Origin of the sequence: Streptomyces hokutonensis (genome assembly GCF_042751305.1) — a bacterium.
GTDB classification, from domain to species: domain Bacteria; phylum Actinomycetota; class Actinomycetes; order Streptomycetales; family Streptomycetaceae; genus Streptomyces; species Streptomyces hokutonensis_A.
The window spans coordinates 90,314-109,788 of the sequence record NZ_JBHYWD010000017.1 but is presented as its reverse complement, the minus strand read 5'-3'; the positions used below and the strand labels follow the sequence as shown (position 1 = coordinate 109,788).

At 71.3% G+C, this 19,475-nt stretch carries 18 protein-coding genes; 11 read left to right on the top strand and 7 right to left on the bottom strand.

From position 1 onward, the window contains the following. Positions 1–4 precede the first annotated feature (4 nt). The 3 genes from efeB to ACFXC1_RS35670 are packed head-to-tail and all read left to right on the top strand — an operon-like array spanning position 5 to position 3,107. Positions 5–1,282: an iron uptake transporter deferrochelatase/peroxidase subunit gene (gene efeB, locus ACFXC1_RS35680; RefSeq protein ID WP_381250862.1), complete on the top strand. Its 1,278-nt coding sequence runs from the start codon at positions 5–7 to the stop codon at positions 1,280–1,282. Between the two features lie 3 nt (positions 1,283–1,285). Further along, positions 1,286–2,158: an iron uptake transporter permease EfeU gene (efeU, locus tag ACFXC1_RS35675; RefSeq protein ID WP_381250860.1), complete on the top strand. Its 873-nt coding sequence runs from the start codon at positions 1,286–1,288 to the stop codon at positions 2,156–2,158. Then, positions 2,118–3,107: an SCO2278 family lipoprotein gene (locus ACFXC1_RS35670; protein ID WP_381250858.1), complete on the top strand. Its 990-nt coding sequence runs from the start codon at positions 2,118–2,120 to the stop codon at positions 3,105–3,107. Before efeU ends, ACFXC1_RS35670 begins: the two co-directional genes overlap by 41 nt. Positions 3,108–3,136: 29 nt before the next feature. Here ACFXC1_RS35670 and ACFXC1_RS35665 read toward each other — a convergent pair whose 3' ends face one another. From ACFXC1_RS35665 to ACFXC1_RS35650, 4 genes are all read right to left on the bottom strand, one after another. After that, positions 3,137–3,874, bottom strand: a complete 738-nt coding sequence (locus ACFXC1_RS35665) for a bifunctional DNA primase/polymerase (RefSeq protein ID WP_381250856.1) — start codon at positions 3,872–3,874, stop codon at positions 3,137–3,139. A 213-nt stretch (positions 3,875–4,087) separates the two neighbouring features. After that, the gene (locus ACFXC1_RS35660) at positions 4,088–5,068 is read right to left on the bottom strand and encodes a small ribosomal subunit Rsm22 family protein (protein ID WP_381250854.1); all 981 of its coding nucleotides are present in this window, start codon (positions 5,066–5,068) and stop codon (positions 4,088–4,090) included. Between the two features lie 112 nt (positions 5,069–5,180). Further along, positions 5,181–6,356 carry a serine hydrolase domain-containing protein gene (locus ACFXC1_RS35655; protein WP_381250853.1) on the bottom strand — a complete coding sequence of 392 codons (1,176 nt, stop codon included), beginning with the start codon at positions 6,354–6,356 and terminating at the stop codon, positions 5,181–5,183. Continuing rightward, positions 6,308–7,594: a multidrug effflux MFS transporter gene (locus tag ACFXC1_RS35650; protein WP_381250851.1), complete on the bottom strand. Its 1,287-nt coding sequence runs from the start codon at positions 7,592–7,594 to the stop codon at positions 6,308–6,310. Before ACFXC1_RS35650 ends, ACFXC1_RS35655 begins: the two co-directional genes overlap by 49 nt. A gap of 87 nt (positions 7,595–7,681) precedes the next feature. On the opposite strand from ACFXC1_RS35650, the gene ACFXC1_RS35645 reads away from it, so the two are divergent. Continuing rightward, positions 7,682–8,680: a Gfo/Idh/MocA family protein gene (locus ACFXC1_RS35645; RefSeq protein WP_381250849.1), complete on the top strand. Its 999-nt coding sequence runs from the start codon at positions 7,682–7,684 to the stop codon at positions 8,678–8,680. A 23-nt stretch (positions 8,681–8,703) separates the two neighbouring features. Then, a complete protein-coding gene (locus ACFXC1_RS35640; protein ID WP_381250847.1) occupies positions 8,704–9,462 on the top strand; it encodes an SDR family oxidoreductase in 759 nt (252 codons plus the stop codon). A gap of 218 nt (positions 9,463–9,680) precedes the next feature. Here the strand turns inward: ACFXC1_RS35640 and ACFXC1_RS35635 are convergent, their stop codons facing one another. Then, complete coding sequence (locus ACFXC1_RS35635; protein ID WP_381250845.1) at positions 9,681–10,859, bottom strand: D-alanyl-D-alanine carboxypeptidase family protein; 1,179 nt, start codon at positions 10,857–10,859, stop codon at positions 9,681–9,683. A gap of 275 nt (positions 10,860–11,134) precedes the next feature. On the opposite strand from ACFXC1_RS35635, the gene ACFXC1_RS35630 reads away from it, so the two are divergent. Together ACFXC1_RS35630 and ACFXC1_RS35625 are read left to right on the top strand one after the other, a co-directional pair. After that, positions 11,135–12,613 (top strand): ABC transporter permease, encoded by a 1,479-nt coding sequence (locus tag ACFXC1_RS35630; protein WP_381250843.1) that lies wholly within the window; start codon positions 11,135–11,137, stop codon positions 12,611–12,613. A gap of 130 nt (positions 12,614–12,743) precedes the next feature. Beyond that, positions 12,744–13,478: an ABC transporter ATP-binding protein gene (locus ACFXC1_RS35625; RefSeq protein WP_381250841.1), complete on the top strand. Its 735-nt coding sequence runs from the start codon at positions 12,744–12,746 to the stop codon at positions 13,476–13,478. A gap of 586 nt (positions 13,479–14,064) precedes the next feature. On the opposite strand, the gene ACFXC1_RS35620 is transcribed toward ACFXC1_RS35625, so the two are convergent. Together ACFXC1_RS35620 and ACFXC1_RS35615 are read right to left on the bottom strand one after the other, a co-directional pair. After that, a complete protein-coding gene (locus ACFXC1_RS35620) occupies positions 14,065–15,054 on the bottom strand; it encodes an aldo/keto reductase (RefSeq protein WP_381250839.1) in 990 nt (329 codons plus the stop codon). Positions 15,055–15,126: 72 nt separating this feature from the next. Further along, a complete protein-coding gene (locus tag ACFXC1_RS35615; protein ID WP_381250837.1) occupies positions 15,127–15,453 on the bottom strand; it encodes a nuclear transport factor 2 family protein in 327 nt (108 codons plus the stop codon). 122 nt (positions 15,454–15,575) lie between these two features. Between ACFXC1_RS35615 and ACFXC1_RS35610 the strand changes: the two genes are divergently transcribed. The 4 genes from ACFXC1_RS35610 to ACFXC1_RS35595 all read left to right on the top strand — a co-directional run bounded on the left by ACFXC1_RS35610 (position 15,576) and on the right by ACFXC1_RS35595 (position 19,324). Then, complete coding sequence (locus ACFXC1_RS35610; protein WP_381250835.1) at positions 15,576–16,121, top strand: DoxX family protein; 546 nt, start codon at positions 15,576–15,578, stop codon at positions 16,119–16,121. Between the two features lie 23 nt (positions 16,122–16,144). Further along, positions 16,145–16,537: a MazG-like family protein gene (locus ACFXC1_RS35605; protein ID WP_381250833.1), complete on the top strand. Its 393-nt coding sequence runs from the start codon at positions 16,145–16,147 to the stop codon at positions 16,535–16,537. 37 nt (positions 16,538–16,574) lie between these two features. Then, complete coding sequence (locus tag ACFXC1_RS35600) at positions 16,575–17,987, top strand: hypothetical protein (RefSeq protein ID WP_381250831.1); 1,413 nt, start codon at positions 16,575–16,577, stop codon at positions 17,985–17,987. Positions 17,988–18,373: 386 nt separating this feature from the next. Then, positions 18,374–19,324, top strand: coding sequence for an NAD(P)-dependent oxidoreductase (locus tag ACFXC1_RS35595; RefSeq protein WP_381251021.1), 951 nt, complete (start codon positions 18,374–18,376; stop codon positions 19,322–19,324). Positions 19,325–19,475 lie beyond the last annotated feature (151 nt).

Sequence of the window (19,475 nt, the reverse complement as noted above, 5' to 3'; positions counted from 1 at the left end):
TGAGATGACCGAAGTTCAGGAAAACGAAGTCCAGCAGAGCGGTGCTCCCTCCCGTCGTTCGCTGATCGGCTGGGGCGGTGCCGGACTCGCGCTCGGCGCCGTCGCGGCCGGTGGTGCGGTGGCGATGACCCGGGTCGGCGAGGACGTGGATCCGGCGGGCGCCGACACAGGTGCCGCCGTCGCCTTCCACGGCGCCAACCAGGCGGGCATCGCCACGCCCGTGCAGGACCGGCTGCACTTCGCCGCGTTCGACGTGAAGACCGACGACCGCGCCGAGTTCGTGCAGATGCTGAAGGACTGGACGGCCGCCGCCCGCCGGATGACCGGCGGGCTCGCGGTCGGCGACGGGGCCTACGGCGGCCTCGCCGAGGCGCCGCCGGACGACACCGGTGAGGCGCTGGGGCTGAAGCCCTCGCGGCTGACCCTCACCATCGGGTTCGGGCCGTCGTTCTTCGAGAAGTTCGGGCTCGAGGACTCCCGACCCGAAGCACTCGTCGACCTGCCGCAGTTCCCGGGCGACAACTTCGACAAGTCCCGTACGGGCGGCGACCTTTGTGTGCAGGCCTGTGCGGACGACCCGCAGGTCGCCGTGCACGCGATCCGCAACCTGGCCCGGATCGGCTTCGGCAAGGTCGCCATCCGCTGGTCCCAACTCGGCTTCGGGAAAACGTCGTCCACGACTCCCGGGGCCCAGACCCCGCGCAATCTCATGGGGTTCAAGGACGGCACCCGCAACATCGCGGGCACCGAGACGGACCGGCTGAAGAAGTACGTGTGGGTCGGCGAAGGGGACGTCGACAAGAACTCGGCCTGGATGACCGGGGGTTCGTATCTCGTCGCCCGGCGTATCCGGATGAACATCGAGACCTGGGACCGGACCTCGCTCCAGGAGCAGGAGGACGTCTTCGGCCGCGACAAGGGCGAGGGCGCTCCGGTCGGCAAGGCCAAGGAGCACGACGCGCCGTTCCTGAAGGCGATGAAGCCCGACGCGCACGTCCGGCTCGCGCACCCCGACTCCAACGGCGGGATCACCATCCTGCGCCGGGGCTACTCCTTCACCGACGGCACCGACGGCCTCGGCCGGCTCGACGCGGGCCTGTTCTTCCTGGCCTACCAGCGCGACGTCCGCAAGGGGTTCATCCCGCTGCAGCGCAGGCTCTCGGCGACCGACGCGCTCAACGAGTACATCCAGCACGTGGGTTCGGCGGTCTTCGCCGTCCCGCCGGGCGTCCGCGACAAGGACGACTGGTGGGGCAGCACGCTGTTCTCCAAGGAGGCGTGACCCGTGTTCTCCAACTATCTGATCGGTCTGCGCGAGGGCCTCGAAGCCAGCCTCGTCGTCTGCATCCTGATCGCCTATCTGGTCAAGACGGAGCGGCGGGACGCGCTCAAGCCGATCTGGATCGGCATCAGTGTCGCCGTCCTCATCGCAATGGGCTTCGGCTGCGCGCTCGAATTCGGCTCCCAGGAGCTGACGTTCGAGGCGCAGGAGGCGCTCGGCGGCTCGCTGTCGGTCCTCGCGGTCGGTCTGGTGACGTGGATGGTGTTCTGGATGCGGCGCACCGCCCGGCACCTCAAGTCCGAACTGCACGGCAAGCTGGACGCGGCCCTCGCGATGGGCACCGGCGCGCTGGTCGCCACCGCGTTCCTCGCCGTCGGCCGCGAGGGCCTGGAGACGGCGCTGTTCGTGTGGGCGTCGGTGCACGCGGCGAGCGACGGCACCCCGCGCCCGCTGGTCGGGGTCGCCCTGGGCCTGGCCACCGCCGTGTTCCTGGGCTGGCTGTTCTACCGGGGCGCCCTGAAGATCAACCTCGCGAAGTTCTTCACCTGGACCGGCGCGATGCTGGTCGTGGTCGCGGCGGGCGTGCTGGCGTACGGCTTCCACGACCTCCAGGAGGCGGACTGGATCCCGGGGTTGACGAATGTGGCCTTCGACATCAGCGGCACGATCCCGCCGGACAGCTGGTACGGCACCCTCCTCAAGGGCGTCTTCAACTTCCAGCCGGACCCGACCGTCCTGCAGATCACGGTGTGGCTGCTGTACCTGATCCCCACGCTCACGCTGTTCTTCGTCCCGGTAGGGTTCGCCTCCGGGAAGGGGAAGGTGAAGGCAGCTGATGAGCAGGGACCGAAGCCCTCGGAGGCCTCGAAGGCTTGACCGGAGCGCCCTCATAGCGGCCTCCTTGACCGCATTGTCCTTGACGGCGAGCGGTTGCGTGGTGGTCCACGGGGAACGCGAGGTCCTCCCGGCCACCACGCGCGCCGAGGCCGCCAAGGCGCTCCAGCAGTTCACGACCGCGTACAACGCGGCGGACAAGGCGTACGACAGCGCCCTGGACGCCGCTCATGTCACCGGCGCGCTCGGGGACATCGATGCGGCGCGGCTGAAGGCGGGGCACACCAACTACCCGTCGGGGAACCCCAGTTACACCCCGCTGGAGCTGACGGACGCGAAGTTCACCATCCCGAAGAAGGCCGGCTGGCCGCGCTGGTTCCTCGCCGACACCGCCGCCAACAAGGGCGGCAGCGCCCGCTGGCTGCTGGTGTTCACCCGCAACGACCTGTCCGAGCCGTGGCAGGTGGCGTATCTGACCCTGCTCGCGCCCACCGCCGTACCGAAGTTCAGGACGGACAAGGACGGCTGGGCCGAGGCCGTGCCGACGAACTCGGCCGAACTCGCCGTAGCGCCAGGGGACTTGAGCAAGAGCTATGCGACGTATCTGAAGAGCGGCGGGACGGACTTCGCGGACGGCGCGCACACCAGCGGGTGGCGCGCGGACCGCGCGAAGGCCACCAAGCCCGGTCTGGCCGTCCAGTTCCTCGACGAGCCGGTGACAAGCGGCGACTACGCGCCGCTGGCGCTGCGCACGGCGGACGGCGGGGCGCTGGTGTTCTACACCACGCGGTACTTCCAGAAGGAGACCGCGGCGACGGGCACCTCGGTACCGGCCCAGAACAAGGACGTGCAGGCGCTGACGACGGGTGCCGTGGAGCAGTCCCTCACCCTCCAACTCATGTCCAACCAGGTGGCGTTGGACCCGAAGCGGGGCGGCAAGGTGTCGGTGCTGGGCCGGATCGAGGGGCTGACCTCCGCGCAGGGCGGCTGACGGATCAGGCGGTCAAAAACCCCTGATGGTCAACGGCCCAGCGGCCAGGCCGCGTCGGCGTGGTCGGGCTCCTGGCCGGCGTATCGGGCGCAGGCGTCCGTGAGGGTTTCGAGGAGGGTCAGCGGGTCGGGCAGCGGATGCTCGGGGCCGCGTACCCAGTGCACCGACTGGTTCTCGCCCGGCAGTTGGGCCGGGGGGACGAGGACGTAGGACCCGCGGCAGTGCCAGCGCAGCCCCGGGTGTTCGTCCATCGTCTCGGGGTGGCAGTCCAGTTCGCACGGCCACCACTCGTCCTCGTCCTCGGGGGTGCCGCGGGTGAGGGTGAAGAAGAGCAGCCGCCCGTCGTCGCTCGCGGCGACCGGCCCGACCTCGATACCGGCGGCGAGCAGCCGCTCCAGCGCCTCGTGCCCGGCCTCCAGGGGGACGTCCAGGACGTCGTTGACCATGCCGGTCGCGGTGATGAAGTTGGCCTGCGGCTGGTGGCGGGCCCAGCGCTCGATCTGCGCGCGGTCGGTCGTGGACTGGGTCTGCCAGGCGAACGACACCGGGTGCCGGGCCGGTGTGGGGCAGCCCACACGGTCGCACGAACATCGGTACCCCGGGGCCGGGTGCGCGGCGGGCGCGAGCGGCAGTCCCGCTCCGGCGGCGGCGAGCAGCAGCGCCTCGCGCTCACTGCCGTCGGCGGCCTCGTCCTGCGGGCGGCGTCCGCGCAGCCACGAGGAGAGTCTGCCCTGCCGACCGGTCCGGCCACCGAACGTCGCGCTCATCTATCTCCTCGCCTCGCTGTTGTCGCCCTGCTGTTCTTGTCCTGTTGTTGTACGGAGAACCTCCCCCATCGTCGCACCATCCTGCGCCCCGGGTGGCGGTACCCCACATGCGGGGCAGGTGGGACAAGACACACCGAGACCCGGATCACCACCTACCGCACGATTTGCCAGGATTTACGAGCTTCAGGCCTACGACGCCACGGCGCTGCGGCGCTACGACGGCCACGGGTCGCCCCAGCTCGCGTCCCGGGCCGCCTTGTACAGGTCGCCGTGACGTTTGGTGACCGTCGTCCGGCGCAGCTGCTCGTCGCTCTCGCAGAGGTCGAGGAGTACTTGCCCCTTGCGGATCTGCGGGCGCCGGACGATCCGGGCGGGAGCGGGTTCGACGGGCAGGCGGGTGGCGGCTACGTAGCTGAACTTCTCGTCCTCGTACGGCAGGGAGCCGCCCTTCACCTGCCGGTGCAGGGAGGAGCGGCTGACCCGGGTCGAGAAGTGGCACCAGTCCTCGCCGGGGACGATCGGGCAGGCGGCGCTGTGCGGGCAGGGGGCGGCGATACGGAACCCGGCGCCGATCAGCCGGTCGCGGGCCTCGATGACGCGGGCGTAGCCGTCCGGCGTGCCGGCCTCGACGATCACCACGGCCTGGGCCGCGTCGGCGGCGGCGTCGACGAGGGCGGCCCGGTCGGGGACGGTGAGTTCGTTGAGGACGTAGGAGACGGTGACGAGGTCGGTGGCGTCGAGGGTGAGCGCCGAGCCGATCCGGGCGCGCCGCCAACTGGCGTCGCGCAGGCCGGGGTTGGCGGCGGCCAGCTCTTTCCCGAGGGCGAGTGCGGGCTCGGCCCAGTCGAGTACGGTCACCGGTCGGTCGCCGGACCAGGTGGCGGTGACCGCCCAGGTCGCGGCGCCGGTGCCGCCGCCGATGTCCGTGTGCCCCTGCGGGGCCCAGTCGGGTACGGCGTCTGCGAACGCGTCCAGCGCGGAGCGTACGGCTTCGAAGGTCGCCGGCATCCGATAGGCGGCGTAGGCGACCACATCCGCACGGTCCCTGAGGATCGGGGCGTCGGTCGGGGTGGCCCCGCGGTACTTGCCGATCAGGCGCTCCACGGCACCGGCGGCCTGCCTGGGCGGAAGCCCGCCGAGCAGCGCGGCAAGAGCGGTACGGAGGGTTTCGGCCGGGGTCACGGGGTCGTTCACCCGCCGATTCTAAGTGGCCCGGGGTGGGTGCCACCGTCCCTGGGAGTTCCGCCCCCAGACCCCCGGGACCCATGCCCACCCACCACCCGAATCGGAAGTTGAAAAGTTCGGCTCAAAAACCCCGTACCGCCCGCGCCACCCGCGTCCCCGCCGCCGCCCGCGGCCCGCTGTCCGGCCCCCGCCTCCGTGGATGCACCGTATTCGCCAGCAACACCAAGAACGTGTCCGTCGCCGGATCGAGCATCAGCGACGTTCCCGTGAAGCCCGTGTGGCCCACCGCCCCCCGTCCCGCCGACTCCCCCATGAACCACGCCTGATCGACCCCGAAGCCCAGCCCGGGCGGGGTCAGCATCAGCTCCACGAAGTCCGCGCCCAGGATGCGGGCAGGGCCGTAGGAACCCCCGGCCAGGAGCGTGCGGCAGAAGACCGCCAGGTCGCGGCCGGTCGAGAAGAGGCCCGCATGGCCGGCCACGCCTCCCAGTGCCCAGGCGTTCTCGTCGTGGACGACCCCCCGCAGCATTCCGCGGTCCGCCTTGGCCCAGGGGCGGCGCTGGTCCTCGGTGGCCGCCGCGCCGGGGCAGGGGCCGAAGTCGGTGGCGGTCATGCCCAGGGGGCGGGTGATGCCGTCGTGGACGAGGACGTCGAGGGTGCGTCCGCTGACGCGTTCCAGGACGAACTGGAGGAGGAGCAGGTTCAGGTCGGAGTACACGTACTCGCCCGGCTCCGCCACCGGCGCCTCCGCCCGGAGCATCGCCATCCGTTCCGCGTCGTCCGCGCAGTCGTACAGCGGGAGTTCGGGGCGCAGGCGGGAGGTGTGGGTGAGGAGCTGGCGGACGGTGATGTCGTGGCGGGCGGCGGCGCGGAAGTCCGGGAGATAGGCGCCGACGCGGGCGTCGATGCCGAGGGTGCCCCGCTCGATCTGCTGCATCGCGGCGACCGAGGTGAAGAGTTTGGTGAGGGACGCCAGGTCGAAAGGGGTGTCCACCGTCATCGGGACGCGGGAGGACGGCGGCAGTTCCACGCCCGCGTCCGTCTCGGGGTCGTAGGCCGAATACCGTACGGCCCAGCCCGCCGCCTCCTCCACGGCGATCACCGGGCCGCGGCCGGCGACCACGACGGTGCCCGCCGCCCAGGGGCGGTCGCCGGTGGTGAGGTCGTGGACCTCCCGGATCAGATGACGGAGTTCCCCGGGGTCGAGGCCCGCTCGTTCCGGTGTGTCGCTGCGCAGTCTCGGGGCGCTCAGCTCCCCACTCCCTCCGCGGTCGTACGGGTGTTCCAGGGACGGCACATTCCCACGAAGCAGGCCACCGCCACCAGTGCGGCCGCCAGTTGGACGACGGCCATCGGGACGGCCGTGTGCTCGCCCGCTATGCCGACGAGCGGGGAGGCCACCGCGCCGATCAGGAAGGAGGAGGTGCCCAGCAGCGCGGAGGCGGAGCCCGCGGAGTGCTTGGTGCGCATGAGGGCGAGGGTCTGGGCGTTGGGGAGGGTGACGCCCATCGCCGACATGAGGACGAAGAGGGCGATGGCCACCGGGGCCAGGCCCACCTCGCCGAACACGCCCGTCGCCATCAGGAGCAGGGCCGTCGCCGCCGCTACCACCACCGCCAGGCCCGCCCCCAGCACCTTGTCCATGGAGACCCAGCCGACCAGCAGCTTGCCGTTGGTCTGGCCGACCGCGACCAGGCCGACCGAGTTGACGCCGAACAGCAGGCTGAAGGTCTGCGGGGAGGCGCCGTAGATCTCCTGGACGACGAAGGGGGACGCGGAGATGTAGGCGAACAGGGCGGCGAAGGCGAAGCCGCCGGTGAGCATGTAGCCGGTGAAGGGGAGGTCGGCGAGGAGGCGGCGCATGGAGCGCAGGGCCTCGCCGGTGCCGCCGACGTGCCGGTCGGCGGGGGCGAGGGTCTCGGGGAGGCGGGTCCAGACGAGGACCGCGAGGGCGGCTCCGACGAAGGTCAGGATCACGAACACGCCCCGCCAGTCCGTCACCCGCAGGATCTGGCCGCCGACCAGCGGCGCGACGATCGGGGCGACCCCGGAGACCAGCATGAGGGTGGAGAAGAAGCGGGCCATCGCGACGCCGTCGTAGAGGTCGCGGACGACCGCTCGTGCGATCACTATTCCGGCCGCGCCCGCCAGGCCCTGGAGCAGGCGGAAGGCGACCAGGAGCTCCACGTTCGGCGCGACCGCGCACAGGGCGGTCGCGAGGACGTAGACGGCGAGGCCGGTCAGCAGCGGGCGTCTGCGGCCCCATCGGTCGCTCATCGGGCCGACCACCAGCTGCCCGAGCGCCATGCCGGAGAGGCACGCGGTGAGGGTGAGCTGCACGGTCGCGGCGGGCGCGTGCAGGGCGCGGGTGACCGCCGGGAGCGCGGGGAGGTACATGTCCATCGACAGCGGGGGTGTCGCGGTGAGGCCGCCGAGGATCAGGATGACGAGGAGGCCCGCGCGGCGGGTCGCCGTGAGCGACGACGGTACGGCGGACTGCGGCGCGGCGGGCGCCTGCGCCCTCTGCTCGGGCATGTGCCCCTCCCTCCCTGGCCGGTCCGCCACCTATGCTCTCAGCTCGTACAGGGTGCCGAGGTACTGGTGAGCGAGGGTGGGGCCGCGATGACGGAAGAGAACGTGCGCTGGGGGATCCTGGCGACCGGCGGGATCGCCGCCGCGTTCACGGCGGCGCTGGTCGATCTGCCGGACGCCGAGGTGGTCGCGGTGGCCTCGCGGACGGAGGAGTCGGCGAAGACGTTCGCGGAGCGGTTCGGGATCGAGCGGGCCTACGGCGACTGGGCCGCGCTGGCGGCGGACGGGGACATCGATGTCGTCTACGTCGCCACCCCGCACTCGGCGCACCGCGCGGCGGCCGGTCTCTGCCTGGAGGCCGGGCGGAACGTGCTCGTCGAGAAGGCCTTCACCCTCAACTCCCGTGAGGCGACCGAACTTGTCGCGCTGGCGGCCGACCGCGGCAGCTTCCTGATGGAGGCCATGTGGATGTACTGCAATCCGCTGGTACGGCGACTCAAGGCCCTCGTGGACGATGGCGCTATCGGTGAAGTCCGCACGATCCAGGCCGACTTCGGGCTCGCCGGGCCCTTCCCGCCCTCGCACCGGCTGCGCGATCCGGCGCAGGGCGGGGGCGCACTGCTGGACCTCGGGGTGTACCCGGTGTCGTTCGCGCACCTGCTGCTCGGTGAGCCCGCCGACATCAAGGCGTCGGCCGTTCTGTCCGCCGAAGGTGCCGACCTTCAGACCGCTGCCCTGTTCTCCTGGGACAGCGGTGCGCTGGCGGCGCTGCACTGCTCGATCGTCGGCGGTACGGGGACCTCGGCGTCGGTGACCGGTGCGCTCGGGCGGATCGACATCCCGGACGGCTTCTTCCACCCGGAGCGGTTCGTGCTGCACCGGGACGGCCGTGACCCCGAGGAGTTCGTCCTCGACCCGGCGGACGGGCCGCGCAACACGCTGCGGCACGAGGCGGCCGAGGTGATGCGGGCGCTGCGTGCCGGTGAGACCGAGTCGCCGCTGGTGCCGCTGGCGGGCACGCTCGCGGTGATGCGGACGCTGGACGCGGTGCGGGAGCGGATCGGGGTGCGGTACCCGCAGGAGGGCTGACTCCGGCTCGTAGGCTGCGGTCCATGAACGCTGAGCAATCGAGGACCGCCGTGGTGACCGGCGCGGGCTCCGGGATCGGCCGCGCCGTCGCCGTGGAACTGCTGCGCGCGGGCTGGTCGGTGGCGCTGGCCGGCCGCCGCACCGGGACGCTGGAGGAGACCGCCGCGCTGGTGCCCGGGGGCGCCTCCATCGCCGTGGCGACGGATGTGGCGCGGCCGGAGGACGTGGCCGGGCTGTTCGCGGCGACCGTGGAGCGGTTCGGGCGGGTGGACCTGCTGTTCAACAACGCGGGGACGTTCGGGCCCGGCGGGGTGCCGGTGGAGGCGTTGCCCTACGACGCGTGGCGGCACGTGGTGGACACCAATCTCAACGGGGCGTTCCTGTGCGCGCAGGCCGCGTTCCGGCAGATGAAGGAGCAGGCGCCGCAGGGCGGGCGGATCATCAACAACGGGTCGATCTCCGCGCACACGCCCCGGCCGCACTCGGTGGCCTACACGGCGACCAAGCACGCGCTGACGGGCCTCACCAAGTCCCTTTCGCTGGACGGGCGGCCGTACTCGATCGCGGTCGGGCAGATCGACATCGGGAACGCGGCGACGGACATGACGCGGCGGATGGAGACCGGGGCCTTGCAGGCCAACGGGGTGGTAGCCCCGGAACCGGTGATGGACGTCGCGGATGTGGCGCGGACGGTGCGGCACATGGCGGAGCTGCCGTTGGCGGCGAATGTGCAGTTCGCGACGGTGTTGGCGACCTCGATGCCGTATGTGGGCCGTGGCTGAGGCAAGTTGCACAAACGGAATTTGACCGTCCGCACCATTGCGCCCGGTTACTGACTTATGCTCAACTCTTCTCCACCAAAGCTTCACAGTTGGAGCACCGAGCTTCCGCAGGCCAACCCGAGGGGGGAGGCGGCAGCCGTTCCACTGCCCGGGTGGGGGTGGACCTCGCGTGGGACCGCGGGGTTTCGCACCGGGCGGTGGAACGGCTGTCGCACAGTTCAACTCCCGTCGTCCTCCCCGGACTTCGCAGCCGCTACGGCCGCCCGCCGCCTGCGCAGCGCGAACGCGCCGCCCGCGAGCAGGACCACGGTCCCGGCCGCGCCCTCCAGCAGCCGCCACGGCGAGGGTCCGTCCGACGACGAGGCCGCCGCGCCCGCGGCCCCTGCGGCGCCCTTGGCGCCCTTCCCCGACGGCGTCGGGCTCACGCTCGCCCCGCCCTCGCTCAGCGGCTCGACCAGCGTGCCCACCGCTTGGGCCGAACTCCCTTTGCCGAAGCCCCAGTCGAGCAGCGCCTCGGCCTCCTTGTAGACCTCGTTGCCGCCGTTGGCGGGGTGCATCACGGTGACGAGGAGAGTGCGGCCGTCGCGGGTGGCGGCGCCGGTGAAGGTGTTTCCGGCGTGGCTGGTGTAACCGTTCTTGACACCGATCATGCCCTGGTACGGGCGCAGGCCGTAGGCGCCGGTGAGCAGGCGGTCGGTGTTCTGGATCTGGAAGGTCTTCTTGCCGCCGGCCGGGAAGTTCGCGGTCCTGGTGGAGCAGTAGGCGCCGAAGTCCTCGTCGTGCAGGCCGTGCCGGGCGAAGAGCGTGAGGTCGTACGCCGACGAGAGCTGCCCGGGGTGGTCGAAGCCGTCCGGGCTCACCACATGGGTGTCCAGGGCCTGGAGGTCCTTCGCCTTGGCCTGCATCTCGGCGACCGTCCTGGCGATCCCGCCGTTCATGTGGGACAGGACGTGCACGGCGTCGTTGCCGGAGCGAAGGAAGACGCCCTGCCAGAGCTGGTGGACGGTGTAGGTGATGCCGGGCTTGACGCCGACCATGCTGGAGCCGGAGGGGACGTCGGCGAGGTCGGCGTCGGTGACCCGGTAGGTGCGGGTCTTCTCGAACTTCCCCAGCACGGTGTCGGCGAACAGCATCTTCAGCGTGGACGCGGGGGCGAGGCGCTGGTGCGCGCGGTACGAGGCGAGCACCTCACCGGTCCTGTGATCGGCGACGAGCCAGGAGCGGGCCGTGAGCTTCTTGGGCAGACCGGTCGCACCACTCAGCTGGATGCCGTCGCGGGCCAGACGCTCACCGCCTATCACCGTCGCCGCGGAAACTGGAGTGGCCGCCGCCACGGGAAGGGCGGCGGCGGTCAGGCCGAGAGCGGCACGCCGGGTGAGCCGAGAGGAATCGCGCATCCGGGGACCGTACAAAATCGCGGCCGGGCGGTGCACGGCGGGGGTGGCGAAAAGAAGCCGCCGCGAAGGCGCGGCACCCCACACCAACACGCCATTGAACTGGGGTTTCCTGGCAGGAAGCCCTCCACAGCTTAGGAATGAGCTGTCTGACACAATTCTGATTTCGGGCGTCTTTTTCTCAGGTCAGACACATCCTTTACTCAGGCCGACTCAAAGGTTTCTCCATAGCTTGTGGCCGCGCCCACAGCGGGCGCCAAGAACCTTTGGGGAATGGGATGTTTGGCATCTATCTCAAGCGCGAGCTGAGCCGGCGCAAGAAGGCGGCCCTGGTCATCGCCATGGGTCTGGCGCTCGGTATCGCGCTGGTCATCACCGTCAACTCGGTGTCGGCCGGCATGAATCAGGCTCAGGACAAGGTCCTCAAGTCTCTTTACGGTCTCGGAACCGACATGACCGTGACCAAGGCGCAGTCGGCCCCCAAGGCCGGCAGCTCAGGGGGTCCCAGCTTCAAGTTCGGCGCCACCTCCTCCTCCAGCAGCTCCCAGAGCTCGGACCGGGTGAACACGCAGGGCGGTCAGGTCCTCGCGTCCTCCCTGGTCACCAAGGTCGCCGCACAGAAGGGCGTGTCCAGCGCGGTCGGCTCGCTCACCCTGAACGTCACCAAGGTCGACGGCTCCTTCACCCAGGGCAAGGCGAAGTCCACCACCACGTCCGGTTCCTCCTCCGGTTCGCAGCAGGGCGGCCCCGGCGGCGGTGGCGGAACCAGCAGCACCGGCGCACCCCAGGTCCAGGGCGGCGGCGCCAACTTCAACGTGAACTCGTACTCGGTCGCCGGCATCGACGTCACCAACCAGACGCTCGGCCCGCTGTCCACGTCGAAGATCACCTCCGGCAAGACGTTCACGGCCTCGCAGACCAACGCGAAGGCCGCCGTCGTCAGCGCCTCGTACGCCAAGTCGAAGAAGTACAAGGTCGGTTCGACCTTCTCGATATCCGGCACCAAGTTCACGGTCATCGGCATCGCGACGCCCAACAGCAGCGACTCCACGATCGACGTGTACCTGCCGCTGAAGCAGGCGCAGACGCTGGGCGACTCGAAGAACAAGGTCACCACGATCTACGTCAAGGCGACCGACTCCAAGCAGATCTCGGCCGTCAAGTCGACGATCCAGAAGAACATCTCGGGTACGACGGTCACCACCTCCGCCGACCTCGCCTCCACCGTCTCCGGCTCGCTGTCCACCGCCTCCAACCTGGCGACCAGCGTCGGCAAGTGGCTGTCCATCGCGGTGCTGATCGCCGCGTTCCTGGTGGCCGCGCTGCTCACCTCGTCCGCGGTGTCCCGCCGGGTGCGTGAGTTCGGCACCCTGAAGGCGCTCGGCTGGCCGAGCCGCAAGGTCACCCGGCAGGTCGTCGGCGAGTCCATGGTCAACGGTCTGATCGGCGGCGGTCTCGGTATCGCGCTGGGCCTCGCCGCGGCCTACACGGTCACCGCGATCAGCCCCAAGCTGACCGCGCAGCTCGGCAACACCGGCGGTGGCGGCCAGGGCGGCCCCGGCGGCGGTCAGGGTGGCGGCCCCGGCCAGCAGGCCACCCAGAACACCCTGGAGATCGCGCTGAACGCGCCGGTCTCGCTGACCACGATCGCCCTCGCGGTGGGCCTCGCCGTCACCGGCGGTCTGATCGCCGGCGCGATGGGCGGCTGGCGCGCCTCCCGGATGCGCCCGGCGGACGCCCTGCGCAGCGTGTCGTAGGACGGCGGCTGCCGCGAGCGGTCACTGTCACGGACCGCCGCACCCCCTGATCCGGGGCGCCGCCTCCACTCCCCCCGGGAGACGGCGCCCCAACTCCCTTCTTCTTCACGGACTCATCGACGGAGATCCCATGTACAAGCTCACCGGCGTCACCAAGCGCTACACGCGGGGCAAGGAGACGGTCGAGGCGCTGCGCGGCGTCGACCTGACGATCGAGGACGGCGACCAGCTCGTCATCCAGGGCCCCACCGGCGGCGGCAAGTCGACGCTGCTGCAGATGATCGGCGGTCTGGACCGCCCCTCCGAGGGCAGTGTCGAGCTGGACGGCGTCAACCTCGCCACCATCAGCGAGGCCAAGCTGACCCGGCTGCGGGCCGAGAAGATCGGCATCATCTTCCAGTCCTTCAACCTCATCCCGACGCTCACCGCGCAGGAGAACGTCGAGACCGCCCTGGTCCCGCTCGGCGTCAAGCCGGCCGAGCGGCGCGAGCGGGCCGCCGAGGCGCTGACCTCGGTCGGCCTCGGCGACCGCCTCAAGCACGCCCCCTCCGAGCTCTCCGGCGGCCAGCAGCAGCGCGTCGCGATCGCCCGCGCGCTGGTCAAGAAGCCGAAGGTGCTGCTCGCCGACGAACCGACCGGCAATCTCGACGAGGGCACCCGCGACGACATCATGGGCCTGCTGGAAGGCCTGTGGCACGAGTACGGGCTGACCTTCGTCATGGTCACCCACGACTCGTCGATCGCCCGCCGCGCCCCGCGCCTGGCCACCATCAAGGCCGGCCAGATCACGCTGACCGAGCAGGGACGGGGCGGCCAGTTCACCCCCCAACAGCAGTACGCACAGCACGGCAACCAGGGTTACTGAGCCCGCCGGTCGACCCCGTCGGGGCCGTTCACCTCCCGAGCACCTGGTCGACCTCGGCCAACTGCCCGGCGGCGAACGGCCCCTTCGCGATCACCCCGGCGTTCCCGTACGACCGAGGCCGACCCCCCCAGGCGGTGAACCGCTCTTCCGCCGCCGCCCCCACACTGCCCCACGGCAGGGGCCGGCCGCCCACGACCGCCGTCCCGTTGAACCGCTCACCGCCCCAGCACCCGATCGACCTCCACCAACCGCCCCGGCGGCGAACGGCCCCTTCGCGATCACCCCGGCGTTCCCGTACGGCCGAGGCCGACCCCCAGGCGGTGAACCGCTCTTCCGCCGCCGCGCCCACACTGCCCCACGGCAGGGGCCGACCGCCCACAACCGCCGCCCCGATGAACCGCTCACCGCCCCAGCACCTGATCGACCTCCACCAACTGCCCGGCGGCGAACGGCCCCTTCGCGATCACGCCAGAGTTCCCGTACGGCCGAGGCCGACCCCCAGGCGGTGAACCGCTGCTCCGCCGCCGCGCCCACACTGCCCCACGGCAGGGGCCGGCCGCCCACAACCGCCGCCCCGATGAACCGCTCACCGCCCCAGCACCCGGTCGACCTCCACCAACTGCCCGGCAGTGAGCGGCCCCTTCGCGATCGCGCCCGCGTTCTGCTCGGCCTGGGCTACCGAACGGAAGCCCGGGATCGGGACCGTGCGCGGGCTGCGCGCCCACAGCCAGGCGAGGGCGCCCTGGGCGGACGTACGGCCCTCGGAGGTGAGGATCTCGCGCAGGGCGTCCACCCGGGCGACCCAGTCCTCGTCGGCGCCGGCGCCCTGCTTGAAGCCCTGCATCCAGGCGGGCGGGGTGTTGCGGATGTCGCCGGCCTCCAGGGTCCGCCCGGCGGCCTGCTTGCCGGTGAGCAGGCCCATGGCCAGCGGGCTGCGGTTGATGGACGCGAGCCCCAACTCCTCGCACAGCGCGAACATTTCGGGCGCGTCCTGGAACACGTTCGCCGCGTGCTGCACGGCAGCGCAGTGCTCCCCCTCGGCAAAGACGGCGGCGCGCGCGGGGTCGTCGGTGCTCCAGGCGTAGGCCCGGATCAGCCCCTCGCGCACGAACTCCTCGCACTGGTCGCGGAGTTGGGCGGCACGCTCCAAGTCGGCGTCGGACAGGTGGAGTTGGTAGAGGTCGATGTGGTCGGTGCCGAGCCGCTCCAGCGACGCGGTGAGTGCGCGGCGGGCGTACTCCGGGGAGTCGTCGGAGCCGGTGAGGGTGCGGGTCTCCTCGTCGAACACGTTGCCCCACTTGGTGGCGAGGACCACGTCGTCCCGGCGCTTGCCGAGCGCCCGCCCGAGGACGCGTTCGCTGTGCCCGGCGCCGTAGGTGTCGGCGGTGTCGAAGAAGGTGACACCCAGGTCGAGGGCGCGCCGGACCGCCCGTACGGACTCCTCGTCGTCGACCTTGCCCCAGCCCAGCGGCTGCCCGCTCGCGTCCTGCCACTCCCCGCCGATGGCCCAGCAGCCGAAGCCGAGAGCGCTCACGTCGATGCCAGTGCGTCCGAGAGTCCTGCTGTTCGTCTCCATGCCTGCGGACACTAGGAGTTGGAGTGCACACCAAGGCAAGGGTTTTTGCGTCGGTGGGGCCCGTCGGTATTTCTATGCCTGCCCGGTCTCGAAGCGGGCGATCCTGCCGTCCTCGCCGACCGTGAAACTCCACCGGGTGCGCATCTCGCCCCATGCGTCGTTGGAGTAGCGGGCGACCAGGGCCCGGCCGCCGTTCGACTCGCGGTCGACCTCCATGTGGCCGTGGGAGGAGAAGATCTCCCGGTCGATCCACTCGGCGAGGTCACGGTCGGAGCCGTCGTCCGCCATCGTCGCGTCCGGCGCGAGCAACGCCAGGAATGCGTCGCGGTCATGGGCGTTGACGGCGCTGACGAAGGCCCGGACGGCCGGATCGCTGAGTTTGGCTGGCTGAATCGTCATGCGGGCCAGACTCACACCGTTCACCGGGGGCCGCCACCCGAACGGCTGTCTGGGCAGGCCCGCCGCAGGCCGGAGGTGCGACGGTGGAGGGACCGTCCCCGCCGTCCGTCCAGGGAGTCACCGTGACCTGTTACGACCGACAAGATCTGGGCCTGCTGCTGCTCCGGCTGGGTACCGGCGGTGTGCTGGCCGCGCACGGTTCGCAGAAGCTGTTCGGCTGGTTCGGCGGCGGCGGGATCGCGGGCACCGGCGTGGCCATGGAGGCGATGGGCTACTCCCCCGGCAGACAGAGCGCCACGATGGCGGGCCTCGCGGAGGCGGGCGGCGGTGCCCTGCTCGCGCTGGGCCTGGCGACCCCGGCCGCGGGCGCCGCGGCGGCCGGCGCGATGGCGGGCGCGACCGCCGTGCACGCACCCAACGGCTTCTTCGCGGCGGGCGGCGGCTACGAGTACGCGGCCTCCCTCGCCCTGACCGCGGCCGGCCTCGCGGTCACAGGACCGGGCCGCCTCTCCCTGGACCACGCGCTCGGCCACGCGGTGAACCGGGGCTGGATGGTCCCGGCGGCGCTCGCGGTGACCGGGGCGGCGACGGCCGTGGTGATCGGCCTGCGCAACCGGCGGGTGCGGGAGTCGGCGGAGTTCGGGCAGGAAGCGCTGTTCGACGAGTAGGTACCTGATGGCAGGCTGAGCCCATGAGTGATCAGAAGGACCAGCCCGCCGACCTCTGGGCCGGCATCGACAGCCTCTGGACCTGGGTGGACGCGAACCGTCCCCTCGACGGCCGGGAGGGGCTCCTCCTCCGCATCCTGAAACTGTCCGAGGAGGTCGGTGAGGTCTCCCAGGCGGTGATCGGCGTGACCGGCCAGAACCCGCGCAAGGGCGTCACCCACACCTGGGACGACGTACAGGCCGAACTCTGCGACGTCGTCATCACCGCGCTGATCGCGCTGCGCACCCTGACCCCCGACACGCAGGAGGTCTTCACCCGTCACCTGGCCCGGGTCATGGAACGCTCCCTCGGCCCGTCCGCCGTTGTTCACCCTCAGGATCTGCCCGCGCCGCGCGGAGTTGGTGAGATCCACTGAGCCTTCTCGTCGACACCGAGCCGACGAAGGGGTCCCAGTGCAGGACTACGTTTTCACCAGCGGGCGCAGGACGGTCGCCGTGGCGGGCAGCTGCCTCGCCCTCACCGCCCTCGGCCTGGGCCTGGGCCTGGGCCTGAACAGCCAGGCGCACGCGGCGAGTTACGGCACCCCCACCATCTCCCTCTCGGCCGGCTACCTCTCGGGCGCGGTGGGCGGCGTCGGCGATCCGACGGTCCAGGTGACGGTCGCCCAAAGTGGCGCGGACGCCGGCGCGTTGACGGTCGCGGCGAGCAAGAGCAGCAAGACATCCGTGGCGCCCACGAGCGCGGTGACCGTCACCGGCACCGGCGCCACCCCTCAACTCGTCGTCGCGGCAGCCGCGCAGGGCTACACCGACCTGACGGTGAAGGTCACCGGCCTCGGCGGCAGGACGGCCACCAAGACCCTGCACTACGCGGCCTCGGCGTCGGTCCAACAGCCCGCCGACACCCGCTACTTGACCGGCTCGAGCGACGCCTCCGCCGCCGTCGACGTGGGCGGCGGCTACGTCGTCGTGGCGGACGACGAGTCCAACGTCCTCCGCCTGTACGACCGTTCGACGTCCGGCGCTCCCGTCAGGACCTGGGACTTCAGCGACGACATCGGCGTCGACAAGGAGATCGACATCGAGGGCGGGGCCCGCGTCGGCGACACGATCTACTGGACCGGCTCGCTCGGCAACAACAAGGACGGCGAGTACAAGGCCGCCCGCAACACGGTCTTCACCACCAAGGTGACCGGCAGCGGCGCGAACACCGCGCTCTCCTACGGCAGTTCGTACGGCAAGCTGCGCGACGACCTGGTGGCCTGGGACAAGGCGAACGGCAACAGGTACGGCTTCGCGGCGGGCACGGCGGCCGGTGAGATCCCCAAGGAGATCGACGGATTCAACGTGGAGGGCCTGGAGTTCGCGCCCGGCTCGACGACCACGGCGTACATCGGATTCCGCGCGCCGCTGGCCCCGGCGGTGGCGGGCGGCAAGGCGCTGCTCGTACCGGTCACCAACATCGACAAGGTGGTGGCGAACGGCACGGCGGCGGCATTCGGCACCCCGATCGAATTGGACCTCGGCGGTCTCTCGGTACGCGACATCCGCAAGAACGCGGCGAACCAGTACCTGATCGTCGCCGGTTCCTGGGCCGCCGACGACAACTCCGACCCGTACGCCCTCTACTCCTGGACCGGCAACGCGTCCGACAAGCCGGTCAAGCTGCGCGACCTGCCGACCACGGACCCGGGCGCCTGGGAAGCGGTCGTCGACGTACCGGACCTGACGGCGGCGGGCGCCCGCGCCCAGCTGATCACCGACGACGGCTCGGCCGACCTCTACGGCGACGGCACCGAGGCGAAGGACCTCACCCACCCGGAGTGGCAGAAGTCCCGCTCGACCTGGTTCACGATCACGGGCTGACTGGCGGCGGCTTGCGGAGGGCAGCTCACGGGGGCAGCTCACGATCACCGGCTGACGCACGGCGGCTTACCCGCGGCGGCTTACGCACGGCCAGAACTGGCCGGTGCCTGGCGCCCGGCCAGAGCCGGGTGGGGAACGCGCGCGCGGTCAGAGGTGACGGGTGCCGCGCGCCTGCCCCAAGGCGGCGGGCCGCGTGCCCGGAACGGGTGCCGGATGCCCGACCCGAAGCCGAGTGAGAAACACTTGCGCGGTCAGAAACGACGGGTGCCGCGCGCCCGACCCAAGGCGACGGGCGCGCGTGCCCGGAACGGGTACCGGGTTGCCGGCCGAAGCCGGTGGGTGTCGCCCGCACCGCGGGGAGGCCGGGCGCGCGGCACCCTGGCACCCTGGTCCTCGACAACACCGTCGAGGACGAAAGCCGAGTCATGACCACCGAGAAGCTCACCGTAGGCGTCCTGGGCACCGGCATCATGGGCGCCGCGATGGCCCGCAACCTCGCCCGCGCCGGACACACCGTCCACGCCTGGAACCGCACCCGCGCCAAGGCCGAACCGCTGTCGGCCGACGGCGCGCACGTCACCGACACGGTGGCGGAGGCCGTACGCGACGCGGACGTGATCCTCACCATGCTCTACGACGGCGACACCGTCCTCGACGTGATGCGCGAGGCCGCGCCCGTCCTGCGCCCCGGCGCCGCGTGGATCCAGTCGACCACCTCGGGCCTCGAATCGGTGGCCGAACTGGCCGCGTTCGCCGGCCGCCACGACCTGCTCTTCTACGACGCCCCCGTGCTCGGCACTCGCCAGCCCGCCGAGGCCGGTCAGCTCACGGTCCTGGCGGCGGGCCCGGAGTCCGGCCGCGAGACGGTGACTCCGGTCTTCGACGCGGTCGGCGCCCGCACGATGTGGGTCGGCGAGGACGGCGCGGCGGCCACCGCGACCCGCCTCAAGCTGGTCGCCAACAGCTGGGTCCTCGCCGCGACCAACGCGGCCGGCGAGGCCCTGGCCCTCTCCAAGGCCCTGGACGTGAACCCCCAGAGCTTCCTCGACCTCATCGCCGGCGGCCCCCTCGACATGGGCTACCTGCACGCCAAGTCGGCCGCGATCCTGGGCGACCAGCTGACTCCGGCGAGTTTCGCGGTCACGACGGCCGAGAAGGACGCCCGCCTGATCGTCCAGGCCGGCGCGGCGAACGGCGTACGGCTGGATGTCGCGGCGGCGGGCGCGGAACGGTTCGCTCGGGCGGCGGCACAGGGGCACGGCGACAAGGACATGGCGGCGGCCTACTTCGCCAGCTTCGAGGCGGGGGCCGACGGGAAGCCGGCCGATCCGTCCTGATCCGACCTTGATCTCGTCACAGGCAGGACACAGCGAGCGCACAGAAGAAACCGGTCGTACGGCCCGAACTGTCTCCCCAGCCGAAATGCCGGCACGGCCGGTCGCACGAACCGAACTCGGGGGACGTCATGCAGAAGAGCAGCATCCGCAG